27 protein-coding genes are annotated in these 26,464 nt (G+C 65.3%); 14 read left to right on the top strand and 13 right to left on the bottom strand.

The annotated features are described in order from the left end of the window. Positions 1-7: 7 nt before the first annotated feature. Entirely contained in the window at positions 8-886 is an 879-nt protein-coding gene (locus tag ACVWYP_RS06085) for an HpcH/HpaI aldolase/citrate lyase family protein (protein WP_304498096.1), read from the bottom strand. Positions 887-1,028: 142 nt separating this feature from the next. Between ACVWYP_RS06085 and ACVWYP_RS06080 the strand changes: the two genes are divergently transcribed. Next, complete coding sequence (locus ACVWYP_RS06080; RefSeq protein WP_028340853.1) at positions 1,029-1,685, top strand: carbonic anhydrase; 657 nt, start codon at positions 1,029-1,031, stop codon at positions 1,683-1,685. Between the two features lie 3 nt (positions 1,686-1,688). On the opposite strand, the gene ACVWYP_RS06075 is transcribed toward ACVWYP_RS06080, so the two are convergent. Beyond that, on the bottom strand, positions 1,689-2,249 hold the full coding sequence (locus ACVWYP_RS06075) for a TIGR00645 family protein (RefSeq protein ID WP_028340854.1): 561 nt from the start codon (positions 2,247-2,249) through the stop codon (positions 1,689-1,691). A gap of 25 nt (positions 2,250-2,274) precedes the next feature. Next, positions 2,275-3,309, bottom strand: a complete 1,035-nt coding sequence (locus ACVWYP_RS06070; RefSeq protein ID WP_304498095.1) for an aspartate-semialdehyde dehydrogenase — start codon at positions 3,307-3,309, stop codon at positions 2,275-2,277. Positions 3,310-3,425: 116 nt separating this feature from the next. On the opposite strand from ACVWYP_RS06070, the gene ACVWYP_RS06065 reads away from it, so the two are divergent. Continuing rightward, on the top strand, positions 3,426-4,220 hold the full coding sequence (locus ACVWYP_RS06065) for a hypothetical protein (protein ID WP_304498094.1): 795 nt from the start codon (positions 3,426-3,428) through the stop codon (positions 4,218-4,220). A 176-nt stretch (positions 4,221-4,396) separates the two neighbouring features. After that, on the top strand, positions 4,397-4,801 hold the full coding sequence (locus ACVWYP_RS06060; protein ID WP_016847645.1) for a hypothetical protein: 405 nt from the start codon (positions 4,397-4,399) through the stop codon (positions 4,799-4,801). A 261-nt stretch (positions 4,802-5,062) separates the two neighbouring features. Here the strand turns inward: ACVWYP_RS06060 and leuB are convergent, their stop codons facing one another. Continuing rightward, positions 5,063-6,175, bottom strand: coding sequence for a 3-isopropylmalate dehydrogenase (gene leuB, locus ACVWYP_RS06055; RefSeq protein WP_304498093.1), 1,113 nt, complete (start codon positions 6,173-6,175; stop codon positions 5,063-5,065). Between the two features lie 275 nt (positions 6,176-6,450). Here leuB and ACVWYP_RS06050 point away from each other — a divergent pair, with 275 nt between their 5' ends. Further along, entirely contained in the window at positions 6,451-7,314 is an 864-nt protein-coding gene (locus tag ACVWYP_RS06050) for a DMT family transporter (protein ID WP_304498092.1), read from the top strand. Positions 7,315-7,395: 81 nt separating this feature from the next. Next, entirely contained in the window at positions 7,396-8,604 is a 1,209-nt protein-coding gene (locus tag ACVWYP_RS06045; RefSeq protein WP_304498091.1) for a YbfB/YjiJ family MFS transporter, read from the top strand. A 95-nt stretch (positions 8,605-8,699) separates the two neighbouring features. On the opposite strand, the gene ACVWYP_RS06040 is transcribed toward ACVWYP_RS06045, so the two are convergent. From ACVWYP_RS06040 to ACVWYP_RS06030, 3 genes are all read right to left on the bottom strand, one after another. After that, entirely contained in the window at positions 8,700-9,485 is a 786-nt protein-coding gene (locus tag ACVWYP_RS06040; RefSeq protein WP_304498090.1) for a molybdopterin-binding protein, read from the bottom strand. Positions 9,486-9,496: 11 nt separating this feature from the next. Next, positions 9,497-10,129 (bottom strand): cytochrome b/b6 domain-containing protein, encoded by a 633-nt coding sequence (locus ACVWYP_RS06035; protein ID WP_304498089.1) that lies wholly within the window; start codon positions 10,127-10,129, stop codon positions 9,497-9,499. 181 nt (positions 10,130-10,310) lie between these two features. Further along, entirely contained in the window at positions 10,311-10,865 is a 555-nt protein-coding gene (locus tag ACVWYP_RS06030; protein WP_304498088.1) for a fasciclin domain-containing protein, read from the bottom strand. Between the two features lie 325 nt (positions 10,866-11,190). Here ACVWYP_RS06030 and ACVWYP_RS06025 point away from each other — a divergent pair, with 325 nt between their 5' ends. Next, positions 11,191-12,591, top strand: a complete 1,401-nt coding sequence (locus tag ACVWYP_RS06025; protein WP_304498087.1) for an MFS transporter — start codon at positions 11,191-11,193, stop codon at positions 12,589-12,591. 77 nt (positions 12,592-12,668) lie between these two features. Here ACVWYP_RS06025 and ACVWYP_RS06020 read toward each other — a convergent pair whose 3' ends face one another. Beyond that, the gene (locus ACVWYP_RS06020; protein ID WP_304498086.1) at positions 12,669-13,430 is read right to left on the bottom strand and encodes an SDR family oxidoreductase; all 762 of its coding nucleotides are present in this window, start codon (positions 13,428-13,430) and stop codon (positions 12,669-12,671) included. Between the two features lie 86 nt (positions 13,431-13,516). Here ACVWYP_RS06020 and ACVWYP_RS06015 point away from each other — a divergent pair, with 86 nt between their 5' ends. Genes ACVWYP_RS06015 through ACVWYP_RS06005 form a run of 3 tightly spaced genes read left to right on the top strand, consistent with a single transcriptional unit; the run spans position 13,517 to position 15,598 of the window. Continuing rightward, positions 13,517-15,046 carry a malonate--CoA ligase gene (locus ACVWYP_RS06015; RefSeq protein ID WP_304498085.1) on the top strand — a complete coding sequence of 510 codons (1,530 nt, stop codon included), beginning with the start codon at positions 13,517-13,519 and terminating at the stop codon, positions 15,044-15,046. Between the two features lie 26 nt (positions 15,047-15,072). Then, positions 15,073-15,324 carry a hypothetical protein gene (locus tag ACVWYP_RS06010; protein WP_304498084.1) on the top strand — a complete coding sequence of 84 codons (252 nt, stop codon included), beginning with the start codon at positions 15,073-15,075 and terminating at the stop codon, positions 15,322-15,324. Position 15,325: 1 nt separating this feature from the next. Further along, the gene (locus tag ACVWYP_RS06005) at positions 15,326-15,598 is read left to right on the top strand and encodes a DUF3658 domain-containing protein (RefSeq protein WP_453945759.1); all 273 of its coding nucleotides are present in this window, start codon (positions 15,326-15,328) and stop codon (positions 15,596-15,598) included. On the opposite strand, the gene ACVWYP_RS06000 is transcribed toward ACVWYP_RS06005, so the two are convergent. Next, entirely contained in the window at positions 15,576-16,436 is an 861-nt protein-coding gene (locus tag ACVWYP_RS06000; protein WP_304498083.1) for a sulfite exporter TauE/SafE family protein, read from the bottom strand. The genes ACVWYP_RS06005 and ACVWYP_RS06000 overlap by 23 nt on opposite strands. A gap of 13 nt (positions 16,437-16,449) precedes the next feature. Continuing rightward, entirely contained in the window at positions 16,450-16,698 is a 249-nt protein-coding gene (locus ACVWYP_RS05995) for a hypothetical protein (RefSeq protein ID WP_304498082.1), read from the bottom strand. A gap of 122 nt (positions 16,699-16,820) precedes the next feature. Between ACVWYP_RS05995 and ACVWYP_RS05990 the strand changes: the two genes are divergently transcribed. From ACVWYP_RS05990 to ACVWYP_RS05970, 5 genes are all read left to right on the top strand, one after another. Continuing rightward, positions 16,821-17,723, top strand: a complete 903-nt coding sequence (locus ACVWYP_RS05990; protein ID WP_304500448.1) for a LysR family transcriptional regulator — start codon at positions 16,821-16,823, stop codon at positions 17,721-17,723. A gap of 229 nt (positions 17,724-17,952) precedes the next feature. Next, the gene (gene sdhC / locus ACVWYP_RS05985) at positions 17,953-18,351 is read left to right on the top strand and encodes a succinate dehydrogenase, cytochrome b556 subunit (protein WP_028340868.1); all 399 of its coding nucleotides are present in this window, start codon (positions 17,953-17,955) and stop codon (positions 18,349-18,351) included. 14 nt (positions 18,352-18,365) lie between these two features. Then, on the top strand, positions 18,366-18,740 hold the full coding sequence (sdhD, locus tag ACVWYP_RS05980) for a succinate dehydrogenase, hydrophobic membrane anchor protein (protein ID WP_085964893.1): 375 nt from the start codon (positions 18,366-18,368) through the stop codon (positions 18,738-18,740). Positions 18,741-18,743: 3 nt separating this feature from the next. After that, positions 18,744-20,582: a succinate dehydrogenase flavoprotein subunit gene (sdhA, locus tag ACVWYP_RS05975; RefSeq protein ID WP_304498081.1), complete on the top strand. Its 1,839-nt coding sequence runs from the start codon at positions 18,744-18,746 to the stop codon at positions 20,580-20,582. An 18-nt stretch (positions 20,583-20,600) separates the two neighbouring features. After that, complete coding sequence (locus ACVWYP_RS05970) at positions 20,601-21,386, top strand: succinate dehydrogenase iron-sulfur subunit (RefSeq protein ID WP_304498080.1); 786 nt, start codon at positions 20,601-20,603, stop codon at positions 21,384-21,386. 27 nt (positions 21,387-21,413) lie between these two features. Here ACVWYP_RS05970 and ACVWYP_RS05965 read toward each other — a convergent pair whose 3' ends face one another. The 3 genes from ACVWYP_RS05965 to ACVWYP_RS05955 form a co-directional block, all read right to left on the bottom strand. Further along, positions 21,414-24,164 carry a bifunctional acetate--CoA ligase family protein/GNAT family N-acetyltransferase gene (locus ACVWYP_RS05965; protein WP_304498079.1) on the bottom strand — a complete coding sequence of 917 codons (2,751 nt, stop codon included), beginning with the start codon at positions 24,162-24,164 and terminating at the stop codon, positions 21,414-21,416. A 125-nt stretch (positions 24,165-24,289) separates the two neighbouring features. Next, the gene (gene feoB / locus ACVWYP_RS05960) at positions 24,290-26,164 is read right to left on the bottom strand and encodes a ferrous iron transporter B (protein WP_304498078.1); all 1,875 of its coding nucleotides are present in this window, start codon (positions 26,162-26,164) and stop codon (positions 24,290-24,292) included. After that, positions 26,161-26,448 carry a FeoA family protein gene (locus ACVWYP_RS05955; protein ID WP_026192088.1) on the bottom strand — a complete coding sequence of 96 codons (288 nt, stop codon included), beginning with the start codon at positions 26,446-26,448 and terminating at the stop codon, positions 26,161-26,163. The genes feoB and ACVWYP_RS05955 overlap by 4 nt, the downstream gene beginning before the upstream one ends. Between the last annotated feature and the right edge of the window lie 16 nt (positions 26,449-26,464).

The following is a 26,464-nucleotide window of genomic DNA, read 5'->3' as shown; positions in this document are numbered from 1 at the left end:
CGCTGGACTAATGCCCCATCGCGGCGATTGCATCGGCGATCGCGATGGTGCGCCTGGCCATTTCGGCGTGCAGGCGCTCGACCATGCGGCCGTCGAGCTGGATCGCGCCGCGCGAGGCGTTCTCCGGCTTCTCGAAGGCGGCGATGATCTTGCGCGCTTCGGCGACCTCGGCCTCCGGCGGCGTGAAGATCGCGTTGCAGGCATCGATGTGGCTCGGATGGATCAGCGTCTTGCCGTCGAAGCCGAGATCGCGGCCCTGCGCGCATTCCTCGGCGAAGCCGTCGACATTGCTGATGTCGCTGTAGGGCCCGTCGAGGATCTCGAGCCCGTGCGCGCGGGTCGCCAGGATGCAATGCGTGATCATCGGGATCATCGCCGCGCGGCCCGGCTTCATCCGGATCCGGGTCTCCCGCGCAATGTCGTTCGGCCCGAACACGAAGCCGGCGAGCCGGGTTTCGGAATCCTTCGATGCCGCGGCCAGCTTGTCGGCGTCGAGCACCGCGCGCGCGGTCTCGATCATCGCCCAGACCCGGATCGAGGCAGGCGCATTGATGTCGCTGAGGCGATCGGCCACGGCGTTGAGATCGCCGACGGTCGAAATCTTGGGAACCAGGATCCCGTCCGGCTGCGCCTTGCCGGCCATGCCGATGTCGTCGACCCACCAGGGCGTGTCGAGCGCGTTGATGCGGATCAGGACCTCGCGCTTGCCAAAGCCCCTGGCCGCGACCGCCTTGGCGATCTGCTCCCGGGCCGTGGCCTTGGCGTCGGGAGCCACGGAATCCTCCAGGTCGAGGATGATGCCGTCCGCCGCCAGCGTCCGGGCCTTTTCCAGCGCCCGTGCATTCGATCCCGGCATGAACAACAGGCTGCGGCGCGGACGGGTCATCGACACTCTCCTGGGGGCTTGGGCTCCGCCGGTGTCCATTGTTTGGGCATCGGGCGGAACCATTCTTCAACGCTGCCGTATCATCTCAGGCCACACGCCGAAAGTCTTGTTCCCGTTACCCGCATGTGGTTAGCCAGAGGCCATGAAATTCTTTCCGAAGCAGTTGATCGACGGCTACCGGACATTCGCGACCCAGCGGCTGCCGACCGAACAGTCGCGCTACCGCGACCTGTCGGAGCGCGGCCAGTTTCCCGAGACCATGGTGATCGGCTGCTGCGACTCCCGCGTCTCGCCGGAGGTGATCTTCGACGCCGGTCCCGGCGAATTGTTCGTGGTCCGCAACATCGCCAATTTGGTTCCGGTCTATCAGCCCGACAGCAACGCCCACGGCGTCTCGGCCGCGCTGGAATATGCCGTGACCGTTTTGAAGGTGAAGAATATCGTGGTGTTGGGCCACGCCCAGTGCGGCGGCATCCGCGCCTTCGTCGACAAGATCAAGCCGCTCACGCCGGGCGACTTCATCGGCAAATGGATGCAGATGTTCATCAAGCCCGGCGAGGTCGTCGAACAACGCGAGCATGAGACGATGCAGGACTTCGTCGTCCGCATCGAGAAGGCCGCGGTGTTCCGCTCGCTGGAGAACCTGATGACCTTCCCGTTCGTGCGCGAGCGCGTGGAGAGCGGCGAGATGCAGCTGCACGGCGCCTATTTCGGCGTCGCCGAAGGCTCGCTGTTCGTGCTCGACCGGGTCGCGAAGGAATTCATCAGCGTCCGCGACGAGCTGAAATCAGGCGGATAGAGGCTACTCCCCGCCGTGATGGCCGCTGCCCCAGCGGTCGGAGATCGCGAGCATGAAGGCCGAGACCACGAACACCAGGTGCACGCCGACGAGCCAGGCGAGCTTGCTGGGATCGAAGATGGTATCGATGTTCATGAACGCCTTCAGCACCTGAATGGCCGAGATCGCGACGATCGACGCCAGCAGCTTTTGCTTCAGGCCGCCGAAATCGACCTTGGTCATCCAGTCCGGCCAATCCGGGTGCCCTTCCGGATCGATCTTCGAGACGAAATTCTCGTAACCGGAAAACACCACGATCAGGATCAGATTGCCGGTCAGCGAGATGTCGATCAGGGCAAGCACGCCAAGGATGATGTCGGATTCCTTGGCCTGCGGCACATGCAGGATGAAGTGCCACAGCTCCATGCAGAACTTGAGCAGCAATGCCGCGAGGCTGATGACGAGGCCGAAATAGAATGGCGCCATCAGCCAGCGGCTGTTGAAGAGCAGGCTTTCGAAGCTTCTTTCGACGCGCTTCAGCGTCGGATTGGGCCGGTAGGTCGCCGGTTCTTCCGCTTCCGCCATGGCACGCGCTTCCCGATTTCCGCTGCTAGGCCGCTTTCTGCTTCGCGGTGATCAGCTTGCGGTTGATCAGGACCTCGGCGATCTGCACGGCGTTCAGCGCCGCGCCCTTGCGCAGATTGTCCGACACGCACCAGAACGACAGGCCGTTCTCCACCGTCGCATCCTCGCGGATGCGGCTGATATAGGTGGCGTCCTCGCCGGCGGCCTCATAGGGCGTGACGTAGCCGCCCGGCTCGTGCTTGTCGATCACGAGGCAGCCCGGCGCATTGCGCAGGATGTTGCGCGCCTCGTCCGCCGTGATCGGGTTGGCGAACTCGACGTTCACGGCTTCGGAGTGACTGACGAAGACCGGCACGCGCACGCAGGTCGCGGTCAGCTTGATCTTGGGATCGAGGATCTTCTTGGTCTCCACCATCATCTTCCACTCTTCCTTGGTGAAGCCGTCTTCCATGAAGACGTCGATCTGCGGAATGATGTTGAAGGCGATGCGCTTCGGAAACTTCTTATTGACTAGCTCGTCATTGGTGTAGACGGCCTTGGTCTGCGAGAACAATTCGTCCATCGCGTCCTTGCCGGCGCCCGACACCGATTGATAGGTCGAGACCACGACGCGCGTGATCGTCGCCTTGTCGTGCAGTGGCTTCAGCGCGACCACGAGCTGCGCCGTCGAGCAGTTCGGGTTGGCGATGATGTTCTTCTTGGTGAAGCCGGCGACCGCATCCGCGTTCACCTCCGGCACGATCAGCGGCACGTCAGGGTCCATCCGCCAGGCCGAGGAATTGTCGATCACGACCGCACCGGCCGCGCCGATCTTGGGCGACCATTCCTTGGAGACCGAGCCGCCGGCCGACATCAGGCAGATGTCGATGTCGGAGAAGTCATAGTGCTCGAGCGCCTTCACCTTCAGCGTGCGGTCGCCATAGGAGACCTCGATGCCGACGCTGCGGCGCGAGGCCAGCACGACGACCTCGTCGGCGGGGAATTTGCGCTCGTCGAGAATGTTGAGCATTTCGCGCCCGACATTGCCGGTCGCTCCGACCACTGCGACTTTGTAACCCATCGTTCACTCTCCGACGAAAAATGCCCGTTCCCCCGCCAGCTGCGGAAAGGGAAGAGGCAGCGCTTCTATGCGAGAAACCCCGTCAAGACAACGTTGCGTAGCTTTTGAGCGTTTTGATGCGTTTATTTCGGGCCGGTCCGGCCGCGCCCCATCATACGAGAAATCCGTCAGCGCTGACGAGCTTCGTCGACGAGGTGTACGCCACGCTCTCCCGGCTGTTCGCCTATGTCGCCGTGCTCGCGCTGTTCGTCGTCCTCGGCAACTATCTATGGAAGCAGCTACCCGACGCAACGGCGATGGCGGCACCTGCCGCCGCGAGCTGGAGCCCGGCCGGCCGCACGGCGCCGGCGTTTGCCGTGAGCCGGCTCGATCTGCGAGACAAAACAGAGACTTATGAGATCTTCCGGCACCCCGAAGGCGGCCGCAAGGACGTCTTCCGCTGGGCCGATGCCAACGGTGCACCGGTCGCCGAGCTGGAAATCTACCGCCCCGGCGGCGAGGCCATGGGCCCTGCGGTCACCGAGATTGCCGGGCGGCTCGACCCGAGCGGCGTCCGCGAGCTCGAGGCGGCCGGCATCGTCGACAGCAAGTTCGGCAACGTCACCTTGCTGCGCCCGGCGCGGCAGGACGGCGACCGCGCCTGCCTCGGCTTCCTCAAGCAGGCCGACGCGCCTGACCTCCGGATCTCCGGCTGGACCTGCCAGGGCACCAGCCTGCCGGCCCGGCGCGCCGCGATCGTCTGCATGCTGAACCGCCTGACCCTGCTGGCCGCGGGCAACGATCCGCGGCTCGCCGCCCTGTTCGCGCATGCCGAGCTCAAGCGCACCGACTACGTTACCTCCGGCGCGCCGGCCCTGTCGGCCGACTGGGTCATGGGCAGCGAGAACCCGCGCCTGCGCGGCGCCCTTTGATGGCGAGACCGTGGCAAGGCACTGGTTTTCATGAAACTTTTGCGCTTGGACACGCATTATCTCGGCCGGTGTGGCGCAATTGACCTAGTGACGGCCTCCCCACCATGGCTACAATGTGTTCCGAGTGATTTTGGCGGACGCGCCAGCCCCGATGGGGCCGTAATGACGAGGATGCGATGACCTTGAAATTCCCTGCCGCGAACAAGCTCGTGGTGTTGCTTGCCGCGGCTGCCGTCACCGCAACTGCGTTCGGCATGACCGCGGCCAGCGCGCAGAGCCCGGCCAAGCGCAAGCAGCAGGAGCAGTATGACCGCGACGGCCGCCGCTATTACGGCGCGCAGGGTCCGAACCGCGTCTATCAGCAGGGTCCGCGCACCCGCGTTTACGTCACCACGCGCTCGTGGCTCGACGCCGGCACCGAAGTGCTGCCGGGCGATCGCAAGTTTAACGATTACGCGTATCCGCCGGAGATCGGCTACCCCACGTTCGCACGCGAGAACAACAATCGCCCGATCGATCGCCAGCCGCTCAGCACGCCGGCCGATCTCGGCGGCTATCCGCGGAATTTCCCGCTGTACTGAGAATTTCGGCGAGCACCGACACGAAAATGCCCGGCTCCGGCCGGGCATTTTTATTTGGATCAAAGTGTAGGGTGGGCGCGCTTTCGCTTTGCCCAGCTTACTGATGTTCAACGTCCTGCGTCGTCCCGGCGAAGGCCGGGACCCATAACCACTGCTGTTGGTTATGACGCTCGTCTGCCAGTCGCTTCAGATTGAGAAGCCGCGGCGTATGGGTCCCGGCCTTCGCCGGGACGACATCGTGTTTGTGTCAGCCGCGCGCCATCACGCGTGCAGCTTCTGCAATTCCTTCAGGATCGCCTCGCCCATCTGGCTCGTGCTGGCCGGCGTGGTGCCTTCCGACTTGATGTCGGCGGTGCGCAGGCCGCTGGCGAGCACGGCCGCGATCGCGGCATCGACCTTGTCGGCGAGCTCGCCCATGTCGAAGGAATAGCGCAGCGCCATGCCGAACGACGAGATCATCGCGATCGGGTTGGCGAGGCCTCGGCCTGCGATATCGGGCGCCGAGCCGTGCACCGGCTCGAACAGCGAGCGCCGCTTCTTCGTCTTCGAGTCGACTTCGCCGAGCGAGGCCGACGGCAGCATGCCGAGCGAGCCGGTCAGCATCGCCGCGATGTCGGACAGCATGTCGCCGAACAGATTGTCTGTCACGATGACGTCGAACTGCTTCGGCGCCTTGACGAGGTTCATGCCGCCGGAATCAGCGAGCTGGTGCTCGAGCGTGACGTCCTTGTATTCGCGCGCATGGACCTGGGTCATGACCTCGTTCCAGAGCACGCCCGACTTCATGACGTTGCGCTTCTCCATCGACGTCACCTTGTTCTTGCGCTTGCGCGCCAGGTCGAAGGCGACGCGGCCGATGCGCTCGATCTCGTAGGTGTCGTAGACCTGGGTGTCGACCGCGCGCTTCTGGCCGTTGCCGAGATCGGTGATGGTCTTCGGTTCGCCGAAATAGACGCCACCGGTGAGCTCGCGCACGATCATGATGTCGAGACCCTCGACCACGTCGCGCTTCAGGCTCGAGGCCTCGGCGAGCGCCGGGTAGCACACCGCCGGACGCAGATTGGCGAACAGGCCGAGATCCTTGCGCAGCCGCAGCAGGCCGGCCTCGGGGCGGACCTCATAGGGCACGCTGTCCCACTTCGGACCGCCGACCGCGCCGAAGATCACGGCGTCCGCCGCCGTCGCCTTGGCCATGTCGCCCTCGGAGATCGACACCTTGTGGGCGTCATAGGCGGAGCCGCCGACCAGGCCCTGCTCGGTCTCGAACTTCGCGATGCCCTGCGCATTCAGCCAGTCGATCACGCGTTGCACCTCGGCCATCACTTCGGGGCCGATGCCGTCGCCGGGGAGAAGCAGCAGTTTATGGGTCGCCATGGTGTTACCTCGAGCTAATCGTTGTTGTCATTGCCGGGCAAGAGCGCGAAGCGCGTCCTCGCACAGATGACCCGGCAATCCATCCCGCTTCGAAAGGCCTCTCTGAAGATGGATGGATGCCCGGGTCGAGCCCGGGCATGACGAGCGGGGGAAATCCGGCCGGAGTGCTAAAACGCCGGAGCCGGATTGGCAAGGCACCCCGGATCGGCCCAGAATGGCCCCAACGAGCAACCCGCGCCCCAAGAAGCTAACAAGAAGCCAACAAGACGGACCTCATGACCGCAGCCATCGTCTACGCCTTCGCCTCGGCGATTTTCCTCGGTGCCGGGGTGGTGCTGGCGCAGCTCGGCCTGCGCACCGTCGAGCCGCTGTCGGGCGCCGCGATCAGCGTGCCATCTTTCACCCTGTTGTTCCTGCTGCTGTCGCCGCTGATCCTGCACGGCGAGCCGGTGGTCTGGCGCGCCCTGCCGATCTTCATGGCGATCGGGCTGTTCTTCCCGGCCTCGCTGACGCTCCTGACCTTTGCGTCGAACCGGGCGCTGGGACCGGTCATCACCTCGACCTTGGGCAATCTGGCGCCGCTATTTGCGGTCACCGCCGCCGTGGTGCTGCTGCACGAGCCCTTGCTGCCGCAGCAGCTCATCGGCCTCGTCGTCGCGGTCGCGGGCGCCGCCATCATCACCGTGACGAGGCCGCGCGATCTCGGCCACTGGCGCAGCTGGGCCCTGCTGCTGCCGCTCGCGAGCGCGCTGGTGCGCGGCATCGTGCCGCCGATCGCCAAGCTCGGCCTTGCGATCTGGCCAAGCCCGCTATGGGCCTGCCTGGTCGGCTATGTCATGTCCTCGCTGGTGGTGCTGATTGTGCAGCGGGTCCGCAAGGGCAGCTTCATGGTGCAGGCGCCGCGCCAGGGCCGATTTTGGTTCGCGCTGACCGGGATCAGCAACGGGCTCAGCGCGCTCAGCCTGTTCGCCGCGGTCCGCAACGGCCCGATCACGCTGGTGGCGCCGCTCGCCGCGATCTATCCGCTGGTTACCGTGGTGATGAGCGCGATGATGCTCAAGCATGTCGAGATCACGGCGCGGATCGTCGGCGGCACCCTGCTGACCGTGATCGGCGTCGCGCTGGTCCTGATTGCCTGATACGCAAGACAGTGTTGCGGGCATCGGCGCTGGGCAGCGCCGCCGCGGCCTGTCACAATGCGGGTATTGCCGGAGTGAATTGTGAGAGCCCCCGCCCCGTCCTACCCGCATCCCGCGCGGCTGATCCTTATTCTGTCGCTCGCACCGACGGTCGGTCTCGGCATCGGCCGGTTTGCCTATTCGCTGGTGCTGCCCGACATGCGCGACTCGCTGGCCTGGTCCTATTCGGCCGCCGGCTTCATGAACACGATCAATGCCGCCGGCTATCTGGCCGGCGCGCTGCTCGCATCGCGCCTGATTGAACGCTTCGGACTTGCCGCATCGGTGCGCTGGTCGACGCTGGCCTGCGCGCTGTCGCTGGCGCTTTGCGCCCTCTCGGGCAATTTCGTGGTGCTGAGTTTTGCCCGCCTGCTGGTCGGTTTCGCCGCCGCGATCGGCTTCGTCGGCGGCGGCGCGCTCGCGGCGACCATCGCGCAATCGCGACCGGAACGCGCGAACTTCCTGCTCAGCCTGTTCTATGCCGGGCCGGGCGTCGGCATCCTCGCATCCGGATTGATCGCGCCCTTCGTGCTGCAGGGTTTTGGCGCCGGCTCGTGGTGGATCGTGTGGTGGGCGATGACGCTGCTTTCCGCGATCATGACCGTGCCGCTGATGCTGGCGCCGCTTCACGCCAACGCCGCCGCCGGCGGCATCGTGCGGACCCAATTCGCCGTCATGCCGGTCCTGATCTACCTCGCCGCCTATTTCCTGTTCGGCGCCGGCTACATCGCCTACATGACCTTCATGATCGCCTATGTCCGCGACGGCGGCGGCGGCGCGGCTGCACAGAGCGCGTTCTGGAGCCTGATCGGCGTCAGCGCATTCGTCACGCCCTGGGTCTGGGGGCGGGTGCTGGCGCTCGACCGCGGCGGGCTCGCCACCACCATCATCCTCGGCGTCAACGCGCTCGGCGCCAGCCTGCCGATCTTCGGGCATTCGCCGCTGCTGCTGGCGATCTCGGCGCTGGTGTTCGGCGTCGCCTTCTTCGCCGTGGTCGGCTCGACCACCGCCTTCGTGCGTTTCAACTACCCGCCGCAGTCCTGGCCGACCGCGATCGCGGCGATGACCATCGCCTTCGGCATCGGCCAGACGCTCGGACCGATCGTGGTCGGCGCCATCACCGACGCGGTCGGCAGCCTGTCGTTCGCGTTGAACGTCTCGGCCGCGATGCTCGCGCTCGGCGCGCTGCTGTCGGCGTTTCAGAGGAAGGTCCCCGCCCAGCGTCGTCCCGGCGAAAGCCGGGACCCATAACCACAGCTGGTTGGGACGGAGGGGAGCGTCTCCCCTCGTACCTATTCCCGCGGCCGCGGGGTATGGGTCCCGGCCTTCGCCGGGACGACAGCAAGTTAGCTCCCGCTGAACGAATTGTAGCCCTGGTCTTCCCAGTAGCCGCCCTTGTAGTCGTTGGTGACTTCCATCGAGAGCACGTATTTCGGGTTCTTGAAGCCGAGCTTGGTCGGGACCCGGATCTTCATCGGAAAGCCGTAGGCGCGCGGCAGGATCTCGTCGGCGAATTTGAACGTCATCTGGGTCTGCGGGTGCAGCGCCGAGCGCATGTCGAGCGGCGAGTTGTAGCCGTCCTTGTCGGCGCACTGGAACCATACATATTTGGCGCGGGTGTCGGCGCCGACCAGCTTGAGGAAATCGCGCAAGGGCGTACCGGTCCAGCTGCCGATCGCGCTCCAGCCTTCGACGCAGATATGCCGCGTCACCTGCTTGACCTGCGGCAGCTTGTACAATTCGTCGAGCGTCCACGACTTCTTGTTCTCGACCAGCCCGCGCACCTCGAGCTTCCAGTCGGCGCCTGCGATCTCAGGCGCGTCGTCGAGATCGTAATAGGCGTTGAACGGGAACGGCTTGGTGATCATGCTCTCGGGAAAGGTCGGCGCCAGCGCATCCGGATTGAACATCCAGGCCTGCACCGCGTCGTTGAACTTCGAGACCTGCTTCAGCATTTCCTCGGCCGACGACGAATCGACCACGTCGCAGCCGGTGAGCAGCGTCAGCGCGCCGAGGCTGGTGCCCGCCGTGATGAAGCGGCGGCGCGTCAGCTCCGGCATCGTCTTCACCGCATCGCGCACGAGCAGCTTCTTGTCGACACCGGGGATCAGGAGCTTGCGGAGACGACCCATGACTACCTCCCTCAGCGTCCGATGATCATGGCGCGCAGGCTCTTCGGCACCAGCAGCGCGAGCGCGACATGGATCACCAGGAAGGCGACGATCAGCGCCATGCAGGTGAAGTGAACATAACGGGCGAAATCGTAGCCGCCGAACAGCGACACCAGCCAATGCAACTGCACCGGCTTCCACATCGACAGGCCGGATAGCACGATGACGACGCCGACGATGATGATGCCGGCATAGAGCAATTTCTGCACCGAATTGTATTTGCTGAGATCGTCATGCGACAGCTTGAAGGTCAGCGCCGCCTTGGTGTCGGCAATCACGCCGCCGGGGGTGATCGGCAGCAGCTTCTTGCGGAAGCGGCCGGTGGCAAAACCCAGCGCCAGATAGACCAGGCCGTTGACCATCAACAGCCACATCGCCGCGAAGTGCCAGAGCAGCGCACCCCCGAGCCAGCCGCCGAGCGTGATGTTCCGCGAGAAGGTGAAGCCAAACAGCGGCGAGGCGTTGTAGATCTGCCAGCCGGACATGATCATCAGGATCATCGCGAAGGCGTTGATCCAGTGCACCATGCGCACCCAGACCGGCTGGATCGCCTTCGCGGGCGCCGCGGTCTCTGCCTGGTGGTCGCTGACGGCAAGGCTCGTCATGGGATGTCTCTGCTCGTGGTCGTTACCGGGTTATACGCCCGGAACCGGCGTTCCGTTACGGGGTCGCGCACCATCAGTTTGATATACGCCACTTGATATAGTCACAAAAATGCGAGCCGGGGCGAGGCGCCGGCTCGCTATGTCGCGGGTCCTTTGAGGGACTAAATCAGGCCGCCAGGTGTTACGTCGCCGGCATCAGCACGGTGTCGACCACATGGATGACGCCGTTCGACTGGTTGACGTTCGAGATCGTCACCATCGAGCTGCCGCCCTTGGCGTCGACGATCCAGACCTTGCCGTCCTGCTTCTTCACGGTCAGTTCCTCGCCCTCGGCGGTCTTCAGCTTCTTGCCGTCGGTGAGGTCGGAGGCCTCGAGCTTGCCCGGCACCACATGGTAGGTGAGGATCTTGGTCAGCGTCGCCTTGTTCTCGGGCTTGACCAGGTTGTCGACGGTTCCGGTCGGCAGCTTGCCGAACGCGGCATTGGTCGGCGCGAACACGGTGAACGGGCCCTTGCTTTCCAGCGTGCTGACCAGGCCCGCGGCCTTCACCGCGGCGACGAGCGTGGTGTGATCCTTCGAATTGACGGCGTTCTGCACGATGTTCTTCGACGGGAACATCGCGGCGCCACCGACCATCACGGTCTTTTCCTCGGCGCGGACCGGCGCCACGACAGTGGCCGTGATCGCGAGCGCGCTGAAGGCGGCGGCGGTGAGATAGGCAATACGCTTCGACATGGTTTCGTCTCCCGATGAGTAGGCCGACCGGCGAGGCTTCGCCGGCGTTGAAGGGCAACAACGGCGCGTGCTGGTTGATGAATGCGTCGTCGTTGGCCGAGCTACGGCAGGTTTTCCGGACGGTTTCCGGAAATAATTCTTTGTGATTGCTGAAACCGGCCGGCGCGCGCTGCGTACACGCGACGCCGCGCGCAGCCCGCCAGGCATTCCATTCAGCGGAATGGACGCGTGCGCTGCCGCGAGCAATTTGCTTGCCGCAACTAGCCGATTGGTTCAGCTTGAGGTTGCGGCACGGCTTCGCAGAAAGCGGCCGCGGGGAGGCATCATGAGCAGCATCACGGCTGACGGCCACGCCGCACCTGCGGTGAACGATGCAAGCATCGACATCGGTCCGCTCGAGCAGAAGCACCTGCAATACGCCAACTACCGCGCGGTTGCGGACACAACCGAGATCACGAAGACGCATTGGCACATCGCCACCGCCAACGCGCTCGGCTGGGGCTTTGACGGCATGGACGGTGTGATCTTCGCGCTGATCTCGCCGATGGTGATCAAGGAATTTTCGCTGAGCCTGCCGGAGTACCGCTCCGGCATGCAGATCGCGCTGTTGATCGGCATCGCGGGGCTTTACTTCTGGCCATGGCTCGCCGACCGCTACGGTCGCCGCACGCTGCTCGCCGTCAATATCGCGCTGTTCTCGCTCCTGATGCCGGTCGCGGCGATGTCGCCGACCTTCGCGGTGTTCGTGATCGCGCGCTCGCTATTGTTCTTCGCGCTGAACGGCGAATGGTCGCTCGGCTCGATGCTAGTGGCGGAGACGTGGCCGGCCCGGCTCCGCGGCCGCGTCATCAGCATCACCCGCTCGGCCTGGTGCCTCGGCGCCACGCTCGCCGGCGCGATCACCGGGCTCGTGGCCGCCAATTTCGGCTGGCGCATCGCGGTGATGGTGCCCGGCGTGATCGCGCTGCTTGCGATCTATATCCGCTCCACCTGCCCGGAATCGCCCTATTGGGTGCGCGCGCAGGACCGCAAGCGGCGCATCTCGGAGACGCTGGCGCGCGGCGGCACGGTCAGCGCCGAGGACAGCGCCTGGTTCGGCAAGGCCAAGTCGGTCGGCATCCGCCAGGTGTTCATGCCCGACGTGCTGCCTGCCACGCTTGTCGCGCTGTTCGTCGCCTGCGCCTCGACCTGCATCTACGGCACGGTCGGCGCCTGGATGCCGCTGTACCTGTCGACCGAGAAGCACTGGTCGACCGCCGAATACAGCCTGTTCTACGTGTTCTACGGGCTCTGCGGCTTCCTCGGACTGTGCGTGGTGGGCTGGCTGATCGACAAGATCGGCCGCCGCCGCACCTTCATCATCACCCTGATCGAGGGCGCGATCTTCATGACGCTCTGGGTCTATTCCGAGGACCGCGTGCTGCTGTGGGCGTTCGGGCTCGCCTGGTGTCTCGGCTTCCTCGGCTTCTGGGGGCCAAGCACGACGCTGACCGCGGAGATCTTCCCGACCCGGATCCGCGGCGCCGCCAATGGCGTGGTCTGGGCGATCGCCTATTTCGTCGGCTTCGTGCTATTCCCGTTCGTCTCGATCGCGCTCCAGCAGCATACCGGCTCGTTCGCGCTGTCGTTCCTCTGCATCCCCGTGCTGATGATCGCGATGGCGATCGGCGTGTACCTGTTCGTGCCGGAACATACCGGCAAGGAATTGAACGAGATCATCGAGTGACGTAGATCGCACAACCATCCACGCCGTCGTCCCGGCCAAGCGAAGCGCGAGCCGGGACGACCGTTGTGAGAGCTACTCTAATCCCGGTTCGCCGGCGTCTGAATAAATCCGCGGTTGTGGGTCGGGCTGATCAGGATCTCATTCATGCAGACCCGCGCCGGCATGCTGGCGACGAAGGCGATGGTGCGGCCGCAATCCTCCGGCTGCAGCATCTTGGCCTGCTCGGCTTCGCTCGGCACCACCGGCCGCTGCTTCAGGATCGGGGTGGCGACCTCGCCCGGCGACAGGCAGCAGGCGCGCAGGCCGTTGACGCATTCGTCCATGTTGAAGGAATGGGTCAGTGCCAGCACCGCGTGCTTGGTCGTGGTGTAGGCCGGGCCCGGCATCTTCGAGACGTGGCGGCCGGCCCAGGAGGCGACGTTGATGATGCAGCCGTCCTTCTGCTTGCGCATCGTCGGCAGCACGGCGCGCATGCAGTAGAGCACGCCGTTGAGATTGATCTCGACCAGCTTGTCCCAGCCTTCCAGTTCCATGTCGGCCCAGCTGCGCTTCGGCACATTGATGCCGGCGCTGTTGACCAAAAGGTCGATGCGGCCGTGCTTGGCGACGATCGCCTCGGCGGCCTTGTTGACGTCGGCCTTGTTGCTGACATCGAGCGGGATCGCCTCGGCATTGCCGCCCTTTTTCGTGATGTTGGCCACCACGCGGTCGAGCTCTTCCCTGCGGCGGCCGGAGACCACCACCGTCCAGCCGTCCGCAGCCAGGAATTCCGCCCCGGATTCGCCGATTCCGGTGCCGCCGCCGGTGACCCAGGCCACGCGTTTCCCATTATTTGTCATGCAAACTGTCTCCGTTGCTTTCTGAAGGGCGTTTTTGCTAATCCAGCCGAAATCTTCCGGCCCTTCGCCCCTCGGGGAAACTTTGCATGAACACGACCACCAACGCCAATCTGTTTTCCCGCCTGTTCGACGGCCTCGACGACCCCGGCCGGCTCGCGATCGAGCAGCTCGACGGCAGCCGCATCTCCTATGGCGATCTGATCGCGCGCGCAGGCCAGATGGCGAACGTGCTGGTTGAGCGCGGCGTCAAGCCGGGCGACCGCGTCGCGGCGCAGACCGAGAAGTCGGTTTCGGCCCTGGTGCTGTATCTCGCCACCGTGCGCGCCGGCGGCGTCTACCTGCCGCTCAACACCGCGTATACGCTGAACGAGCTCGAATACTTCATCACCGATGCCGAGCCGGCGCTGGTGGTCTGCGATCCTTCCAAGCAGGACGGCATCAAGGCGATCGCCGCCAAGGTGGGCGCCAAGGTCGAGACGCTCGGTGCCAGCGGCAAGGGTTCGCTGACCGAGGCCGCCGACAAGGCGGCGACGGAATTCGCCACGGTGCCGCGCGGCAATAACGATCTCGCCGCGATCCTCTACACGTCGGGCACCACCGGCCGCTCCAAGGGCGCGATGCTGTCGCACGACAATCTGGCCTCGAACTCGTATTCGCTGGTCGACTACTGGCGCTTCACCGACAAGGACGTGCTGATCCACGCGCTGCCGATCTATCACACCCACGGCCTGTTCGTGGCCAGCAACGTGACGCTATTCGCGCGCGCCTCGATGGTCTTCCTGCCGAAGTTCGATCCGGACGTGATCATCAAGCTGATGGCGCGCGCCACCGTGATGATGGGCGTGCCGACCTTCTATACCCGCCTGCTGCAGAATCCCGGCCTGAACAAGGACGCCACCAGGCACATGCGGCTGTTCATCTCGGGCTCGGCGCCGCTGCTCGCCGACACCCACCGCGAATGGTCAGCACGCACTGGGCATGCCGTGCTCGAGCGCTACGGCATGACCGAGACCAACATGAACACGAGCAACCCCTATGACGGCGATCGCGTGCCCGGCGCGGTCGGCTTTGCGCTGCCCGGCGTCTCGGTGCGGGTCACCGATCCCGAGACCGGCAAGGAGCTTGCGCGCGAGACCATCGGCATGATCGAGGTCAAGGGCCCGAACGTGTTCCAGGGCTACTGGCGGATGCCGGAGAAGACCAAGGCCGAATTCCGCCGCGACGGCTTCTTCATCACCGGCGACCTCGGCAAGATAGACGACAAGGGCTATGTCCACATCCTCGGGCGCGGCAAGGATCTGGTGATCTCGGGCGGCTTCAACGTCTACCCGAAGGAGATCGAGAGCGAGATCGACGCCATGCCCGGCGTGATCGAGTCAGCCGTGATCGGCGTGCCGCATGCTGATTTCGGCGAAGGCGTCACTGCCGTCCTGGTCTGCAGCAAGGGCGCCGATATCAGCGAGGCCGCGGTGCTAAAGGCGCTCGACGGGCGGCTCGCCAAATTCAAGATGCCCAAGCGCGTCTTCGTCGTCGACGAATTGCCGCGCAACGCAATGGGCAAGGTGCAGAAGAATATTTTGCGCGATACGTATAAGGATATTTACGCGAAGGGATGAAGCCGCAAGAACGTCGTGAGGGGTAGATGGAGCGGGAGCAGGCTATCCAGATTAACGATCAACTCGTCATCGCGCACGAGGCGATGAAGAAGGCTCGAATCGCGATTGCGGAGCTCGGAAAGCAGGAGCGGCTTGAATTGGATGGCCCGCTTTATGACCTCCTGCTCGAGCTGGAATGGCAGGTGATGCTACCGCTCTACGAACAGTTTCGCGACCTGATGAAGCTGGAGCTTTCACGAAGAACTGCCTCCCCCGACCTCCGAACTGAAGTGGAGTGACGTGCGTCTCCCCCGTGGCGCTACGGAAGCTGCGCTCGACGACGTCATCATGTCGGCCCTGACATCGCGATGGCAAAAGGTCGCGAGGATTATAGGGATCGCGATGGCAGACTGCGAGAAACTGAAATTGCCAATAGCTCCTGAAATGATCGGAGCACGCTTGCGATTCCTGTCCCACGCCGATCGGATCGAGGGTGTCGGAGACCTCCGACGGTGGGGTCACAGCGAAGTACGGCTGAAGGACGAGCCGATCAGTGCCCTCCGGCGAGGCTGATCACGAACCGCCCGCCGACAATGAAGAGATAGGCCCCGAACGCCACCTCCAGCGCCCGCTTCGACAGTGCGTGCGCGACCTTCACCCCGAGCGGCGCGGTGACGAGCGTGGTCGGCATCACCAAGAGCGCGCCGATCAGCGAGACGTAACCGAGCGCGAACGGCAGTTGCAGCGCGGTGACGTCGGGGAAGCGCGCGGCGGCGGGCCAGCCGGCATAGACGTAACCCAGCGCGCCGGGGATCGAGATCAGCACCGCAAGCGCCGACGAGGTCGCGACCGCCTGATGGATCGGCCGGCCGTAGAAGGTCATCAGTAGATTGGCGAACAGGCCGCCGCCGATGCCCATCAATGTCGACAGCAGGCCGACGAAAAAGCCATAGACGCGCATCAAAAAGCCCTTCGGCACGTCGTCGCCGAACTTCCAGGTCTCGCGCGCCAGCAGCAATCGTGCGGCTGCCGACCACGCCACCATCACGAACACGATCTTGAACAGCCGCTCCGGCGCGAAGCGCGCGGTGACGCTGCCGGCGGCGACGCCGATCATGATCGGCAGCCACCAGCGCTTCAGGATCGCCATGTCGACCGCGCCGCGGCGATAATGCGCGCGGAACGAGCTCAGCGAGGTCGGGATGATGATCGCGAGCGAGGTGCCGATGCACAGCGGCATCCGCACCTCGAGCGGCACGCCGGCGAGGCGAAAGCATTCGTAGAACACCGGCACCAGGATCGCGCCGCCGCCGATGCCGAACAGACCGGCGAGAAAGCCGGACAGTGCCCCGACCGCGATCAGCAGCAGCGCAAGCTCGAGCAGTTCCTTGGGATCGAGGCCAGCCATCATGTCCTTCACATCGTCAGGAGGCGCCCGCCTCGGTGCGGTCGGCCAACCACAGCGCGACCGACGCTGCGACGGGAGCAGCGACCGCAATCAAGGCAAAGCGGAGAGGGATCGAGGACGTCGCGCCCTGCATCGGCAACGTCAACACGTCGATTAACAGTCCGACGCAGGAGAAAACAAGCAGGAGGATCGGATCGTCGGCACCGCCGCGGCCGGCACGTCTGCGCCGCTCGAGCGAATTCGGATGGATGAACGTCGAGGCCATGTCGGGCTCCTCAAATCGTGGAGCCGTCAGGCTAGACCCTTCTGAAAGACGGGGGTATTGCTGCAAATGAGCAGGCTCTCTTGCGGAATACGGAAGGATCGAGCTTGGACCAGCTTGCGGCGATGGCGGCCTTTGTCCGCGCGGTCGAGAGCGGCAGCCTGTCGGCGGCCGCGCGCGCGCTGCCGAGCTCGCTGACCTCGGTGAGCCGGCAGATCAGCGCGCTGGAGGAGCATTTCGGCACCCGCCTGCTGCTGCGTACCACCCGCCAGCTCGCGCTGACCGACGACGGACGCATTCTCTACGAGCGCGCGAAATCGATCCTCGGCGAGGTCAGGGAGATCGAGGCGGCGCTCGCGCGCGACCCGCATCAGCCATCAGGGCGGATCCGCGTCAGCTCGCCGAGCCTGATCGGACGGCTCGTGATCGCGCCGCTGCTGGTCGCGTTTCTGCGCCGCTATCCGGCGCTGTCCGTCGACCTTCTTCTGGTCGACCGCGCCGTCGACATGGTCGAGGAGGATATCCATCTGGCAATACGCATCGGCCGTTTGCGCGACTCGCAGCTGATCGCGCGGAAGCTCACCGATCTGCAGATGATCGTGTGCGCGTCGCCGGACTATCTGGCCCGGCGCGGCGCGCCGCAGACACCGGACGATCTTGCCGGGCATGACTGCCTGGTGTTTTCCGATTCGCCCGGCAGCGCAGAGTGGCGCTTTGCCGACGGCAGCAAGACGGGTCGCAAAATCCGCATATCCGGTCGGCTCTGGATGAATAGCCTCGACGCGCTGGTCAGTGCGGCGCGGGAGGGCGCCGGCATCGTCCGCGTGCCGTCCTGGCAAGTGCAGTCCGAGCTCGCCGACGGTCGCCTGGCGCGCCTGCTTATCGACCATGAGCCGGCACCGACGCCGCTGCATCTGATGCTTCAGCCGTCACGTCTCGCATCGCCTAAGATCAGGGCATTTGTCGATTATCTGGTGGAACAGTGGGGCGAAATCGATGCCTTGCGGACCCCGTTTGCGGGTGGCTGAGCGCGCCCATCGATCCGCGGGCATTTAGATTCACTACTTGGTTCGCTCGGCCTTGCATCTGGTATACCACACTGCGGATCAACCAGAATTCGGCAACTCTAACAATGAACTTCGGTTCGACCGAAGGCTATTTGGCCGTTGCGCGGGGTGATCCTAGTCCGTAAATAGAACTCCTCTACCGCGTTCCCCGATGGGCCGGCCGCGGTCCCTCACAACATAAAGCCCGCCGATGACCGCCAGGATCGAACGACCGCTTTCACCCCATTTGCAGACCTATCGGTGGACGCTGACGATGGCGCTGTCCATCGTCCACCGCGCCACAGGTTTGGCGCTCTATTTCGGCACGCTGCTGCTGGCCTGGTGGCTGATCGCCGCCGCCTCCGGCCCCTCGGCTTACGCCAACGTCCAGGCCTTCACCGGCAGCGCGATCGGCAAGCTGATCGTGTTCGGCTACACATGGGCGCTGATGCACCATCTGTGCAGCGGCATCCGGCATTTCGTCTGGGATCTCGGCTACGGCTTCAAGGCCAATGAGCGCGAAGCCCTGACCTGGGGCGCGCTGGTCGCCGGCATCGCGCTGACCGTGCTGATCTGGATCATCGCTTACGCCGTGGGAGGTGGACGATGAGCGGCCCCTCTTCGATGCGCACGCCGCTGGAGCGCGTCCGCGGCCTCGGCTCCGCGCACACCGGTACGGGCGATTTCTGGCGCCAGCGCCTCACCGCGGTTGCGATGACGCTGCTGATCGTTCCCGTGATCGTCGTGGTGATCACGCTGATCGGCCGCAACCATGCCGGCGCGGCGCAGATCCTCGGCTCGATCCCGATCGCCATCATCCTGCTGCTCTTCATCATCGCCAGCACCTGGCACATGAAGATCGGCATGCAGGTCGTGATCGAAGACTACATCCACAACGAGAAGCTGAAGATCGCCAGCGTGATGGCGAACAACTTCTTCTGCGTCGCGGTCGCATTGGCCTCGATCTACGCAATCCTCAAATTGTCGTCGGGAGTTTGATCCATGGCCGGTGAAGGAAACGGCAAGGCCACCAACGGTGGCCCGGCCACGAACGGCAAGGCCTACCCGATCCAGGACCATACCTACGACGTCGTCGTGGTCGGCGCCGGCGGCGCCGGCCTGCGCGCCGTGGTCGGCTGCTCGGAAGCCGGGCTGCGCACCGCATGCATCACCAAGGTGTTCCCGACCCGCTCGCACACGGTGGCGGCGCAGGGCGGCATTTCGGCCTCGCTCGGCAACATGCATCAGGACGACTGGCGCTGGCACATGTACGACACCGTGAAGGGGTCGGACTGGCTCGGCGACCAGGACGCGATCGAATACATGGTGCGCAACGCGCCCGACGCGGTCTACGAGCTCGAGCATTGGGGCGTTCCGTTCTCGCGCACCGAGGACGGCAAGATCTATCAGCGCCCGTTCGGCGGCATGACCATCGACTTCGGCAAGAGCCAGGCGCAGCGCACCTGCGCCGCCGCCGACCGCACCGGTCACGCCATGCTGCACACGATGTACGGCCAGTCGCTGCGCCACTCGGCCGAGTTCTTCATCGAGTTCTTCGCCATCGACCTGATCATGGACGACCAGGGCGTCTGCCGCGGCGTGATCGCACTCAAGCTCGACGACGGCACGCTGCACCGCTTCCGCGCCCAGACCACGATTCTGGCGACCGGCGGCTACGGCCGCGCCTATGCCTCCTGCACCTCGGCGCACACCTGCACCGGCGACGGCGGCGGCATGGTGCTGCGCGCCGGCCTGCCGCTGCAGGACATGGAGTTCGTCCAGTTCCACCCGACCGGCATCTACGGCTCGGGCTGTCTCGTGACCGAAGGCGCCCGCGGCGAGGGCGGCTATCTCGTCAACTCCGAGGGCGAGCGCTTCATGGAGCGCTATGCGCCGTCGGCCAAGGACCTCGCCTCGCGCGACGTCGTCTCGCGCGCGATGACGATCGAGATCCGCGAAGGCCGCGGCGTCGGCAAGAAGAAGGACCACATCTTCCTGCACCTCGACCACCTCGATCCGAAGGTGCTGCATGAGCGGCTGCCGGGCATCTCCGAATCGGCGAAGATCTTCGCCAATGTCGACGTCACCCGCGAGCCGATCCCGATCGTGCCGACCGTGCACTACAACATGGGCGGCATCGCCACGAACTATCACGCCGAGGTGCTGACCAAGCGCAACGGCGACGACAATTCGGTTGTGCCGGGCCTGATGGCGATCGGCGAAGCCGCCTGCGTCTCGGTGCATGGCGCCAACCGCCTCGGCTCCAACTCGCTGATCGATCTCGTGGTGTTCGGCCGCGCCGCCGCGCTGCGCCTCGCCGACAAGCTGACCGCGAACGCCAAGCAGCCGGAGCTGCCGAAGGATTCGTCCGACCTCGCGCTCGGCCGCCTCGATCATTTCCGCCATGCCTCCGGCGGCACGCCGACCGCGAAGCTGCGCGACAGCATGCAGCACGTGATGCAGAACAATTGCGCGGTGTTCCGCACCGGCGACGTGCTGCAGGAAGGCCAGAACCTGATTCACAAGGTCTATGGCGGCGTCGGCGACATCTCGGTGTCGGACCGCTCGCTGGTGTGGAATTCCGACCTTGTCGAGACGCTGGAATTCGACAATCTGATCGTGCAGGCGGTCGTGACGATGGATTCGGCGGCCAACCGCACCGAAAGCCGCGGCGCGCATGCGCGCGAGGATTTCCCGGACCGCGACGACAAGAACTGGATGAAGCACACGCTGACCTGGATCGATCCCGCCGGCAAGACCGCGATCGAGTACCGTCCGGTGCACAGCTACACGATGACCAATGACGTGCAGTACATCCCGCCGAAGGCGCGGGTCTACTGAGAACGAAGGCGAGCAAGCATGGTTGAATTCGCACTTCCGAAGAATTCGAAGATTTCCGGCGGCAAGACCTGGCCGAAGCCGGCAGGCGCCACCGAGACGCGCGAATTCCGGGTGTATCGCTGGAACCCGGACGACGGCAAGAATCCGAGCGTCGACACCTATTATGTCGACACCCATGATTGCGGTCCGATGGTGCTGGACGGCCTGATCTGGATCAAGAACCACATCGACCCGACGCTGACCTTCCGCCGCTCCTGCCGCGAAGGCGTCTGCGGCTCCTGCGCGATGAACATCGACGGCCAGAACACGCTGGCCTGCACCAAGTCGATGCACGACGTCGGCGCGGGCGGCGCGGTGAAGGTCAATCCGCTGCCGCACCAGCCGGTGGTGAAGGACCTGGTCCCCGACCTGACCAATTTCTACGCCCAGTATGCCTCGATCGAGCCGTGGCTGAAGACCACGACGCCGACGCCGCAGAAGGAGTGGAGGCAGAGCCACGAGGACCGTGAGAAGCTCGACGGCCTCTACGAGTGCATCCTCTGCGCCTGCTGCTCGACCTCCTGCCCGAGCTACTGGTGGAACAGCGAACGCTTCCTCGGCCCCGCCGCGCTGCTGCAGGCAAACCGCTGGGTCACCGACTCCCGCGACGAAGCGACCGGCGAGCGGCTCGACAATCTCGAGGATCCGTTCCGCCTCTATCGCTGCCACACCATCATGAACTGCGCCAAGGCGTGCCCGAAGGGCCTCAACCCCTCCGAAGCGATCGCCGAGCTCAAGTTCAAGCTGGTCGAACGCCGGATCTGATCTGACACGGCCGCGGCTGGCGCGTCGTCAGCGGCCAGCCGCAGCAGGCCGGATCAGGATATCGGCGCCGACCGCATCGACGCCGGATCGATCGAGGTCGAGCACGACATCGACGATGCTGTGATCGTCCGGATCCATCGTGACGGTGAAGCCGAGATCGCGGCACATCCCAATCATCGTGGTGTTCTCGGTCAGCACCTGGCCGGACAGGCGCTTCAAGCCCTCCGACCGCGCATAGTGGATCAGGAGCTGCATCAGCGCCCAGCCGAGTCCTTTGCCCTTGAGATCGGACTGCAGCAGGATCGCGTATTCGGCATTCTCATACAGCGAATCCGAGTGCAGCCGGACCGCACCCATCATCTCGCCGGTATTCGGATCGAGCGCCACAAAGGCCATCGCGCGCGCATAGTCGAGCTGGGTCAGGCGCGCGATGAAGGCGTGCGAGAATTCCTTCATCGCATGGAAGAAGCGCAGCCTGAGGTCTTCGGCGGTGACGCGCTTGAAGAACTCGCTGACCATCGGCTCATCCTCCGGCCGCATCGGACGCACCGTGACACGCGAGCCGTCGCGCAGCGCAAGCTCGCCCTCCCATTGCGACGGATAGGGCCGCACCGCGAGCCGGGTGTGGCCGGCGAACAGCCGCGCCGGCTTGCGGATCGCGACCCGCGCATCGAGCGCGAGCACGCCGCTCTCGTCCGCCAGCATCGGATTGATGTCGAGCTCGGCGACCTCGGGAATGTCGGCCGCCATCTGCGCCAGCTTGACGAGGGTGAGCGGCACCACATCGGCCGGGACCGCCGGCACATCGCCATAGCCGCCGAGCAGCCGCGAGACGCGGGTGCGTCCGATCAGCTCGCGGGCGAGATTCATGTCGAGCGGCGGCAGCGCCAGCGCCTTGTCGTTGATCACCTCGACCGCGGGGCCGCCACGCCCGAACACGATCACCGGACCGAAGGTTGGATCTTCGGCGATGCCGAGGATCAGTTCGCGCGCCGCGCGCCGCACGATCATCGGCTGGATCGTCACGCCTTGCAGGATGGCATCGGGCCGGGCACTTCGTGCCCGCGCCATGACCGTCCGTGCAGCTTCAACGACGCTGTCTTTCGTGCGCAAGTCGAGGATCACACCGCCGACGTCGGAGGCGTGCCGGATGTCGCGCGAGAACACCCTGACCACGATCGCATGTCCCTCGGCGAGAAACGGCGCCGCCTTCGCGGCGGCGTCCTCGGCGGTCTCGGCGACGAGCGTCGTCACGATCGAAATATGATAGGCCTCGAACAGGGCAACGATCTCGGCCGGATCGAGCCAGGCGCGCCCTTCCGAAAGCGCCTTCACGACAACGTGCCGCGCCGCCGCCGTCTCCGGCGTGAACACGGATGCGACACCCGGCGGGGTTGCGGCGAGCGCGGTCGAGGCCTCGCGATAGCGCACCAGATACATGAAGGCGCGCACCGCATCGTCCTCGGTTGGGAAATGCGGAATGCGCGCCGCCTCGAAGATCGCGCCGGTGCGTTCGTCGGCGCCGACCCAGGCCGCGAGCACCAATGCCGCCACCGCACTCCGCTTCGTCCTGCGGTCGCGCACGCATTGCGCCACCGCCTCGGCAATCCCCTGAGCCGGCGCTACCGCGGTTTCCACATTCGCGACCAGCACCGCGTCGCTGTTGGCATCATCGAGCAGTGCGTTGAGCGCCACCACGTAGCGGTCGGCATCGGCATCGCCCGCGATGTCGACCGGATTGGCGTAGGACCAGCCCGGCGGCAACACCTTGTCGAGCCGTTCGATGGTCTCCGCCGTCAGTGTCGCGGGAACGCCGCCGAGCTCGGCCAGCCGGTCGGTCGCGAGGATGCCGAGCCCGCCGCCATTGGTCAGGATGGCGAGCCGGTTGCCGCGCGGGATGAAGCCGCGGCCGAGCAGCTCGGCGCAATCGAACAGCTGGCGCAGGTCGTAGACGCGAAGCATGCCGGCGCGGCGGAATGCGGCGTCGTAGACCGCATCGGAGCCTGCCAGCGCGCCGGTGTGGGTCGCGGCGGCCTTCGCGCCCTGCGCCATCCGTCCCGACTTGACGATGACGACCGGCTTCAACCGCGCCGCGGCGCGCGCCGCCGACATGAATTTGCGCGCGTCCTTGACGGCTTCGAGGTAGATCAGGATCGCGCTGGTGTGATCGTCGAGCGCGAAATAATCGAGGAGGTCGGCGACGTCGACGTCGAGCTGGTCGCCGATCGACGCAATGCCGGAGAAGCCGAGCCGCCGCTCCGCCGCCCACTCGATCATCGCCGACGCGACCGCGCCGGACTGCGAGATCAGGGCGACATGGCCATCCGACGGCTGATGCGAGGCAAAGCTCGCATTGAGCTTCACACGCGGCACCATGACGCCGAGGCAATTCGGCCCGATCAGGCGCATGCCATGCCGTCGCGCCGTCTGCCCCGCGGTCTCCGCGAGCGAGCCCGCGCCATGGCCAAGACCGGCCGACAGGATCGCCGCACCGGCAACGCCGGCCGAAGCCGCCTCCGCGACGATTTCGGGAACCGCCGCCGCCGGTGCGCTGATGACGACGAGATCCGGAACGAATGGCAGCGACTTCAGGTCGGGGACGGTCGGCGCACCATCGACGTCGGCATAGTTCCGATTGACGACGCCGACGCGGCCGGTGAAGCCGCTCGCCTTGATGTTCCTGAGCACCGCCGCGCCGAGCGACGACGGGCGCGGGCTGCCGCCGACGATTGCGATGCTTCGAGGCGAAAATAGCCGCTCCAGGCCGTACGTCGACATTGCATGGTCTCGCAGGGAACACGCGGAGGCGCCCGCTTCATGCGCCCTCGACCAACTCTACTGCTTCGCTTGGCTGCATGCACCTATCGCAGTTTCGAGTCGAAATGATGAAACTGCGTTGCCGATCAATGCAGGCCGAGTGCCTGCGCGAGGTTGAAGGTCAGGAAGCTTGCGACATAGGCCAGCGCGAGCATGTAGATGAACGTCACCACCATCCACTTCGCGCCGCCGGTCTCGCGGCGGATCACCGCGAGCGTCGAGGCGCATTGCGGGGCGAAGATGTACCAGACCAGCAGCGACAGCGCGGTCGCCAGCGTCCATTTCTGCGCCAGCACCTGACCGATCTGGTCCGCCGCCTCCTTGCCGCCCTCGATCGAATAGACGGTGCCGAGCGCCGCCACCGCGACCTCGCGCGCCGCCATGCCCGGAATCAGCGCCACCGCGATCTGCCAGTTGAAGCCGATCGGCCGCAGCAGCGGCTCGAGCGCATGGCCGATCATCGCCGCAAAGCTGTAATTGATCGCCGGCCCCTCGGCGCCGGCCGGCGCCTGCGGGAACGAGGCCAGGAACCAGATCAGCACCATCATCGACAGGATCGTGGTGCCGGCCCGGTACAGGAACATCTTGGCGCGGGTGAACACGCCGATCGCGATGCTGCGCAGCCGCGGCATCTTGTAATCGGGCAATTCCAGCATGAACGGCGCCGGCGCGTGATCGCGCCACAGGAAGAATTTCGCGATCGCCGAGACCGTCAGCGCGCTGGTGATGCCGGCGGCATAGAGGCCGAACATCACGAGCCCCTGCAGATTGACGAAACCCCACAGCGTGGTCGCCGGAACGAAGGCCGAGATGATCAGCGTATAGACCGGAATGCGCGCCGAGCAGGTCATCAGCGGCGCGATCAGGATCGTGGTCAGGCGGTCGCGGCGGTTGTCGATGACGCGCGTCGCCATGATGCCGGGAATCGCGCAGGCAAAACTCGACAGCAGCGGAATGAAGGCGCGGCCATGCAGCCCCGCGCCGCCCATGATGCGGTCCATCAGGAACGCGGCGCGCGCCATGTAGCCGAAATCTTCCAGGAGCAGGATGAACAGGAAGATGATGATGATCTGCGGCAGGAACACGATCACGCTGCCGACGCCGGAGATCACGCCGTTCTGCAGGAAGCTCTGCAACAGGCTCCAGCTTTCGGGCAGCACGCCGTGGATCAGCTGCCCGAGCGCGGCGAAGCTGTCCGAGAGAAATTCCATCGCCGGCTGCGCCCAGGTGAACACCGCTTGGAACATCACGAACAGGATCACGGCCAGGATCACGAGACCCCAGACCGGATGCAGCACGACCGAATCGATCCGGTTGGTCAGCGTGTCGGGCTTGGTCGGCAGCGTCACCGCCGCGGCGATGATGCGGTCCGCCTCGCGCTGCGCCGCCTTGAGGTCGGCAATCGTCGGCGTCGTCCACTCGCTGGCCGCCGCCTCATGCGACCTCGCCAGGAATTCGTCGGTCCGCTTCAGGAGCTCGTCGATGCCGCCCTTGCGGACCGCGACCGAGGTCACGATCGGTAGCCCCAGCTCCTGCGACATCCGATCGATGTCGATCGTGACACCGCGGCGCCTGGCGATATCGATCATGTTGAGCACCAGCATCATCGGCCGGCCGACGTGCTTCAGCTCGAGCACCAGCCGCAAGGTCAGCCGCAGGTTGGTGGCGTCCGCGACGCAGAGCACGAGATCGGGCACCGCCTCGCCGTCGAAGCGGCCCAGCACGATGTCGCGGGTGATCTCCTCGTCCGGGCTGCGGCCGCGCAACGAATAGGTGCCGGGCAGGTCGAGCACGGTCACGCTGCGGCCCTCCGGCGTGACGAAGCCGCCGGACTTGCGCTCGACCGTGACGCCCGGGTAGTTGGCGACCTTCTGACGGCTGCCGGTCAGGCTGTTGAACAGCGACGTCTTGCCGGTGTTCGGCGCGCCGACCAGCGCCAGGCGCAGGGATGCAGTGGTCATTCGACGATCACAGCCATGGCTTCGCTCCGGCGCAGCGCGATCGTGATGTTGTCGACGCGCACCGCGATCGGGTCCTTTCGGATCGTGCCTTCATGCAGGATTTCCACGCGCGCGCCCTCGACAAATCCCATCTCCACCAGGCGCTGCTCCAGCTCCTGCGGAGACAGCGATGAGCCCGTCACGAGCGCATCGAGCCTGATGATCTTTCCGACAAAACCGCGATCCGCATGTCCGAGCCGGACATCCTGCAAATTATCCCGGGAGCTGTTTGGATCGCCTGTCATGCGGCCTGTTTTTCAG

Source organism: Bradyrhizobium sp. USDA 3262, from assembly GCF_054060035.1.
Note: the sequence above shows the minus strand (reverse complement) of the source record. Positions and strands in the feature narration are given on the sequence as shown.

Coding starts and splice junctions, on each gene's coding strand:
- ACVWYP_RS06085 (WP_304498096.1), bottom strand. CDS start 886: ATGACCCGTCCGCGCCGCAGCCTGTTGTTCATGCCGGGATCGAATGCA.
- ACVWYP_RS06080 (WP_028340853.1), top strand. CDS start 1,029: ATGAAATTCTTTCCGAAGCAGTTGATCGACGGCTACCGGACATTCGCG.
- ACVWYP_RS06075 (WP_028340854.1), bottom strand. CDS start 2,249: ATGGCGGAAGCGGAAGAACCGGCGACCTACCGGCCCAATCCGACGCTG.
- ACVWYP_RS06070 (WP_304498095.1), bottom strand. CDS start 3,309: ATGGGTTACAAAGTCGCAGTGGTCGGAGCGACCGGCAATGTCGGGCGC.
- ACVWYP_RS06065 (WP_304498094.1), top strand. CDS start 3,426: ATGCGTTTATTTCGGGCCGGTCCGGCCGCGCCCCATCATACGAGAAAT.
- ACVWYP_RS06060 (WP_016847645.1), top strand. CDS start 4,397: ATGACCTTGAAATTCCCTGCCGCGAACAAGCTCGTGGTGTTGCTTGCC.
- leuB (WP_304498093.1), bottom strand. CDS start 6,175: ATGGCGACCCATAAACTGCTGCTTCTCCCCGGCGACGGCATCGGCCCC.
- ACVWYP_RS06050 (WP_304498092.1), top strand. CDS start 6,451: ATGACCGCAGCCATCGTCTACGCCTTCGCCTCGGCGATTTTCCTCGGT.
- ACVWYP_RS06040 (WP_304498090.1), bottom strand. CDS start 9,485: ATGGGTCGTCTCCGCAAGCTCCTGATCCCCGGTGTCGACAAGAAGCTG.
- ACVWYP_RS06035 (WP_304498089.1), bottom strand. CDS start 10,129: ATGACGAGCCTTGCCGTCAGCGACCACCAGGCAGAGACCGCGGCGCCC.
- ACVWYP_RS06030 (WP_304498088.1), bottom strand. CDS start 10,865: ATGTCGAAGCGTATTGCCTATCTCACCGCCGCCGCCTTCAGCGCGCTC.
- ACVWYP_RS06025 (WP_304498087.1), top strand. CDS start 11,191: ATGAGCAGCATCACGGCTGACGGCCACGCCGCACCTGCGGTGAACGAT.
- ACVWYP_RS06020 (WP_304498086.1), bottom strand. CDS start 13,430: ATGACAAATAATGGGAAACGCGTGGCCTGGGTCACCGGCGGCGGCACC.
- ACVWYP_RS06015 (WP_304498085.1), top strand. CDS start 13,517: ATGAACACGACCACCAACGCCAATCTGTTTTCCCGCCTGTTCGACGGC.
- ACVWYP_RS06010 (WP_304498084.1), top strand. CDS start 15,073: ATGGAGCGGGAGCAGGCTATCCAGATTAACGATCAACTCGTCATCGCG.
- ACVWYP_RS06000 (WP_304498083.1), bottom strand. CDS start 16,436: ATGATGGCTGGCCTCGATCCCAAGGAACTGCTCGAGCTTGCGCTGCTG.
- ACVWYP_RS05995 (WP_304498082.1), bottom strand. CDS start 16,698: ATGGCCTCGACGTTCATCCATCCGAATTCGCTCGAGCGGCGCAGACGT.
- ACVWYP_RS05990 (WP_304500448.1), top strand. CDS start 16,821: ATGGCGGCCTTTGTCCGCGCGGTCGAGAGCGGCAGCCTGTCGGCGGCC.
- sdhC (WP_028340868.1), top strand. CDS start 17,953: ATGACCGCCAGGATCGAACGACCGCTTTCACCCCATTTGCAGACCTAT.
- sdhD (WP_085964893.1), top strand. CDS start 18,366: ATGCGCACGCCGCTGGAGCGCGTCCGCGGCCTCGGCTCCGCGCACACC.
- sdhA (WP_304498081.1), top strand. CDS start 18,744: ATGGCCGGTGAAGGAAACGGCAAGGCCACCAACGGTGGCCCGGCCACG.
- ACVWYP_RS05970 (WP_304498080.1), top strand. CDS start 20,601: ATGGTTGAATTCGCACTTCCGAAGAATTCGAAGATTTCCGGCGGCAAG.
- ACVWYP_RS05965 (WP_304498079.1), bottom strand. CDS start 24,164: ATGTCGACGTACGGCCTGGAGCGGCTATTTTCGCCTCGAAGCATCGCA.
- feoB (WP_304498078.1), bottom strand. CDS start 26,164: ATGACCACTGCATCCCTGCGCCTGGCGCTGGTCGGCGCGCCGAACACC.
- ACVWYP_RS05955 (WP_026192088.1), bottom strand. CDS start 26,448: ATGACAGGCGATCCAAACAGCTCCCGGGATAATTTGCAGGATGTCCGG.